General features: G+C 56.0%; 3 rRNA genes. All 3 read right to left on the bottom strand.

What is annotated here, in order from left to right:
* Nucleotides 1-25 precede the first annotated feature (25 nt).
* The 3 genes from rrf to AC6CCG_RS34315 all read right to left on the bottom strand — a co-directional run bounded on the left by rrf (nt 26) and on the right by AC6CCG_RS34315 (nt 5,282).
* Nucleotides 26-142 (bottom strand): 5S ribosomal RNA (rrf, locus tag AC6CCG_RS34305).
* Nucleotides 143-219: 77 nt separating this feature from the next.
* Nucleotides 220-3,440, bottom strand: a 23S ribosomal RNA gene (locus tag AC6CCG_RS34310).
* A 323-nt stretch (nt 3,441-3,763) separates the two neighbouring features.
* A 16S ribosomal RNA gene (locus tag AC6CCG_RS34315) occupies nt 3,764-5,282 on the bottom strand.
* Together the 16S, 23S and 5S rRNA genes form the textbook arrangement of a ribosomal RNA operon.
* Between the last annotated feature and the right edge of the window lie 243 nt (nt 5,283-5,525).

The following is a 5,525-nucleotide window of genomic DNA, read 5'->3' on the forward strand; positions in this document are numbered from 1 at the left end:
TGGGGGTCGACCTTGAAATGTGTATGACCGGCGACGTCCTAGTCTCCCACACGGCTCCCCGTGCAGTACCATCGGCGCTGTGAGGCTTAACTTCCGGGTTCGGAATGGGACCGGGTGTTTCCCTCACGCTATGATCACCGAAACTCTATGAAGATAACAGCGGAACAGTTTCCCGACCGTATCTCGGGAACTGCACAGTGGACGCGTAGCATCTTTGTAGAAAACAAGCCCTCGGCCTATTAGTATCGGTCAGCTCCACACATTACTGTGCTTCCACATCCGACCTATCACCCAGTGTTCTGCTGGGGGCCTTACCAGGTTACCCTGTGGGAGCCATCATCTTGGAGCGTGCTTCCCGCTTAGATGCTTTCAGCGGTTATCACTTCCGAACGTAGCCAACCAGCCGTGCTCTTGGCAGAACAACTGGCACACCAGAGGTTCGTCCGTCCCGGTCCTCTCGTACTAAGGACAGCTCTCCTCAAGACTCCTACGCGCGCAGCGGATAGGGACCGAACTGTCTCACGACGTTCTAAACCCAGCTCGCGTGCCGCTTTAATGGGCGAACAGCCCAACCCTTGGGACCGACTACAGCCCCAGGATGCGACGAGCCGACATCGAGGTGCCAAACCATGCCGTCGCTATGGACGCTCGGGCAAGATCAGCCTGTTATCCCCGGGGTACCTTTTAGCCGTTGAGTGACGGCGCTTCCACATGCCACCGTCAGATCACTAGTCCCGACTTTCGTCCCTGCTCGAGATGCCTCTCTCACAGTCAAGCTCCCTTGTGCACTTACACTCGAAACCTGATTGCCAACCAGGCTGAGGGAACCTTTGGGCGCCTCCGTTACCTTTTAGGAGGCGACCGCCCCAGTCAAACTACCCATCAGGCACTGTCCGTGATCCGGATAACGGACCTACGTTAGATAACCAGAACAACCAGAGTGGTATTTCAACATTGACTCCACAACCACTGGCGTGACTGCTTCAAAGTCTCCCACCTATCCTACACAAGCTGTACCAATCACCAATACCAAACTATAGTAAAGGTCCCGGGGTCTTTCCGTCCTGCTGCGCGTAACGAGCATCTTTACTCGTAGTGCAATTTCGCCGAGTCCGTGGTCGAGACAGCGCCCAAGTCGTTACGCCATTCGTGCAGGTCGGAACTTACCCGACAAGGAATTTCGCTACCTTAGGATGGTTATAGTTACCACCGCCGTTTACTGGCGCTTAAGTTCAGTGCTTCGCCTTGCGGCTAACACCTCCCCTTAACGTTCCAGCACCGGGCAGGCGTCAGTCCGTATACATCGTCTTACGACTTAGCACGGACCTGTGTTTTTAATAAACAGTCGCTCGGGCCTGGTCTCTGCGGCCTTCCCCGCCATCGGGAGCAAGTCCCTAGACAGAGTCGGCCCCCCTTATCCCTAAGTTACGGGGGTATTTTGCCGAGTTCCTTAACCACGGTTATCTCGATCGCCTTAGTATTCTCTACCTGACCACCAGAGTCGGTTTAGGGTACGGGCGGCTCATGAACTCGCTACGAAGGTTTTCTAGGCAGCATAGGATCACCCACTCACTCGACCGAAATCGATAGAGGCGTCATGTCTCAGGCCTATGAGATGCGGATTTGCCTACACCTCACCCTACACATTTACCCCGGGACTACCATCGCCCGGGCTGGGCTACCTTCCTGCGTCACTCCTCAGCTTGCCTACTACGAACTAGGATCGCAGACNACCCTACACATTTACCCCGGGACTACCATCGCCCGGGCTGGGCTACCTTCCTGCGTCACTCCTCAGCTTGCCTACTACGAACTAGGATCGCAGACTCACACTGGATCTGCCCGAAGGCGTCCTCAGTGCTCGCGTGCTTAGCATCATTCGCCTCGGCAGGGACGTTCATACGCCGGTACGGGAATATCAACCCGTTGTCCATCGACTACGCCTGTCGGCCTCGCCTTAGGTCCCGACTTACCCAGGGCAGATTAGCTTGACCCTGGAACCCTTGGTCATTCGGCGGACGGGTTTCTCACCCGTCATTCGCTACTCATGCCTGCATTCTCACTCGTGTGCTCTCCACGACTAGGTCACCCTGCCGCTTCACCGCGCACACGACGCTCCCCTACCCATCCACGCGCTTGGACCAATCTCCGAAGAGAGAGGCCGGGCACAAGCGTGAATGACACAGCTTCGGCGGATTGCTTGAGCCCCGCTAAATTGTCGGCGCAGAATCACTTGACCAGTGAGCTATTACGCACTCTTTCAAGGGTGGCTGCTTCCAAGCCAACCTCCTGGTTGTCTCCGCAACTCCACATCCTTTTCCACTTAGCAATCGCTTAGGGGCCTTAGCTGGTGTTCTGGGCTGTTTCCCTCTCGACTACGAACCTTATCGCCCGCAGTCTCACTGCCGCGCTCTCACTTACCGGCATTCGGAGTTTGGCTAATTTCGGTAAGCTTGTGGGCCCCCTAGACTATCCAGTGCTCTACCTCCGGCAAGAAACACGCGACGCTGCACCTATATGCATTTCGGGGAGAACCAGCTATCACGGAGTTTGATTGGCCTTTCACCCCTATCCACAGCTCATCCCCCAGGTTTGTAACCCTGGTGGGTTCGGGCCTCCACGACGTCTTACCGTCGCTTCACCCTGGCCATGGATAGATCACTCCGCTTCGGGTCTAGAGCATGCGACTAAAGCGCCCTATTCAGACTCGCTTTCGCTACGGCTACCCCACACGGGTTAACCTCGCCACATACCACTAACTCGCAGGCTCATTCTTCAAAAGGCACGCCGTCACCGATCCGAAAATCAGCTCCGACGGATTGTAGGCAATCGGTTTCAGGTACTCTTTCACTCCCCTCCCGGGGTACTTTTCACCTTTCCCTCACGGTACTGGTCCGCTATCGGTCACCAAGGAGTATTTAGGCTTAGCGGGTGGTCCCGCCAGATTCGCACGGAGGATTCAGGACCTCCGTCCTACTTGGGGTAACACTCGAGAGTGATCAACTTACGTCTACAGGGGTATTACCTTCTGTGCCGTGCCTTCCCAGCGCACTTCGACTTCATCGATCATTTATAACTCTCTGACTGGTCGACAGCCCAGTCCGAATGGCCCCACAACACCGCAGATGCAACGCCTGTCAGCTATCACACATCAACGGTTTGGCCTCTTCCGCTTTCGCTCACGTCTACTCACGGAATCACTGTTGTTTTCTCTTCCTGTGGGTACTGAGATGATTCACTTCCCCACGTTCCCTCCCACTGCCCTATGTGTTCAGACAGGGGTCGCCGGACATTACTCCGGTTTCCTTCGAGGTTTCCCTATTCGGAGATCCCCGGATCGAAGCTCGTTTACCAGCTCCCCGGGGCTTATCGCAGGTTACAACGTCCTTCATCGGCTCTTGGTGCCTAGGCATCCACCGATCGCCCTTAGTAGCTTGTTATTACTACAAAGATGCTCGCGTCCACTGTGAAGTTCTCAACATACGGGCGGTATCAAAGACCCCCTCGGTTTTCGTCGAGGGGGATCTAGGTCCGCTGGAAGGTGGTTGCCATTGCTACCGAACCTTCAGGACCCAACAGCGTGCCTCAGGCCGTACCCACCGAGCTTCGAGGTTCCACTCCCATTGCTGGGTTGTACTGACGTTGCTCGCCGGCTACGGCTTAATGGTCAATGTTCCACATTCCGGCGCCTACCTGGCCGAACACATTCGGTCCGGTACCAGGTGCATGGACGAAACAAAAGCTTCGCCATAGGGCTCCTTAGAAAGGAGGTGATCCAGCCGCACCTTCCGGTACGGCTACCTTGTTACGACTTAGTCCTAATCGCCGGTCCCACCTTCGACAGCTCCCTCCACAAGGGTTGGGCCACCGGCTTCGGGTGTTACCGACTTTCATGACTTGACGGGCGGTGTGTACAAGGCCCGGGAACGTATTCACCGCAGCATTGCTGATCTGCGATTACTAGCGACTCCGACTTCATGGGGTCGAGTTGCAGACCCCAATCCGAACTGAGACAGGCTTTTTGAGATTCGCTTAACCTTGCGGTCTCGCAGCTCTTTGTACCTGCCATTGTAGCATGCGTGAAGCCCTGGACATAAGGGGCATGATGACTTGACGTCATCCCCACCTTCCTCCGAGTTGACCCCGGCAGTCTCCTATGAGTCCCCGGCATAACCCGCTGGCAACATAGGACGAGGGTTGCGCTCGTTGCGGGACTTAACCCAACATCTCACGACACGAGCTGACGACAGCCATGCACCACCTGTATACCGACCTTGCGGGGGCTACATCTCTGCAGCTTTCCGGTATATGTCAAACCCAGGTAAGGTTCTTCGCGTTGCATCGAATTAATCCGCATGCTCCGCCGCTTGTGCGGGCCCCCGTCAATTCCTTTGAGTTTTAGCCTTGCGGCCGTACTCCCCAGGCGGGGCACTTAATGCGTTAGCTACGGCACGGAACTCGTGGAATGAGTCCCACACCTAGTGCCCACCGTTTACGGCGTGGACTACCAGGGTATCTAAGCCTGTTTGCTCCCCACGCTTTCGCTTCTCAGCGTCAGGAAATGCCCAGAGAACCGCCTTCGCCACTGGTGTTCCACCTGATATCTGCGCATTCCACCGCTCCACCAGGTATTCCATTCTCCCCTGCATCCCTCTAGTCCGCCCGTATCGAAAGCACGCTCAGAGTTAAGCCCTGAGTTTTCACTCTCGACGCGGCAGACCGCCTACAAGCCCTTTACGCCCAATAATTCCGGACAACGCTCGGACCCTACGTATCACCGCGGCTGCTGGCACGTAGTTGGCCGGTCCTTCTTCTGCACCTACCGTCACTCACGCTTCGTCGGTACTGAAAGCGGTTTACAACCCGAAGGCCGTCATCCCGCACGCGGCGTTGCTGCATCAGGCTTCCGCCCATTGTGCAATATTCCCCACTGCTGCCTCCCGTAGGAGTCTGGGCCGTATCTCAGTCCCAGTGTGGCCGGTCGCCCTCTCAGGCCGGCTACCCGTCGAAGCCTTGGTGAGCCACTACCTCACCAACTAGCTGATAGGCCGCGAGCCCATCCCTGACCGCCGGAGCTTTGCACCCCCACACATGTGTGCAAAGGTGATCATCCGGTATTAGACCCGATTTCTCGGGCTTATTCCGAAGTCAAGGGCAGGTTACTCACGTGTTACTCACCCGTTCGCCACTCGTGTACCCCCGAAGGGGCCTTACCGTTCGACTTGCATGTGTTAAGCACGCCGCCAGCGTTCGTCCTGAGCCAGGATCAAACTCTCCGTTGAAAACTAGCGGTCACGGGTTAACAGCCCGAATCCGTTCAACATAAAATTCAATCGCTGACAAAGACCCATTGCTGGGTACATCATCAATCAATCAAAGGAATTCCGAACCCATGAACCATCGAGGCCAAAACCTCTCCGACACCACGAGCACGGGGTTTGTTGTGCATATTTGGCATTGACTTTAAGCACGCTGTTGAGTTCTCAAGCTTCGGGCGCACACCACACGGACACTCACGTTTCCGT

This window comes from Microlunatus sp. YIM B11417, assembly GCF_059617205.1.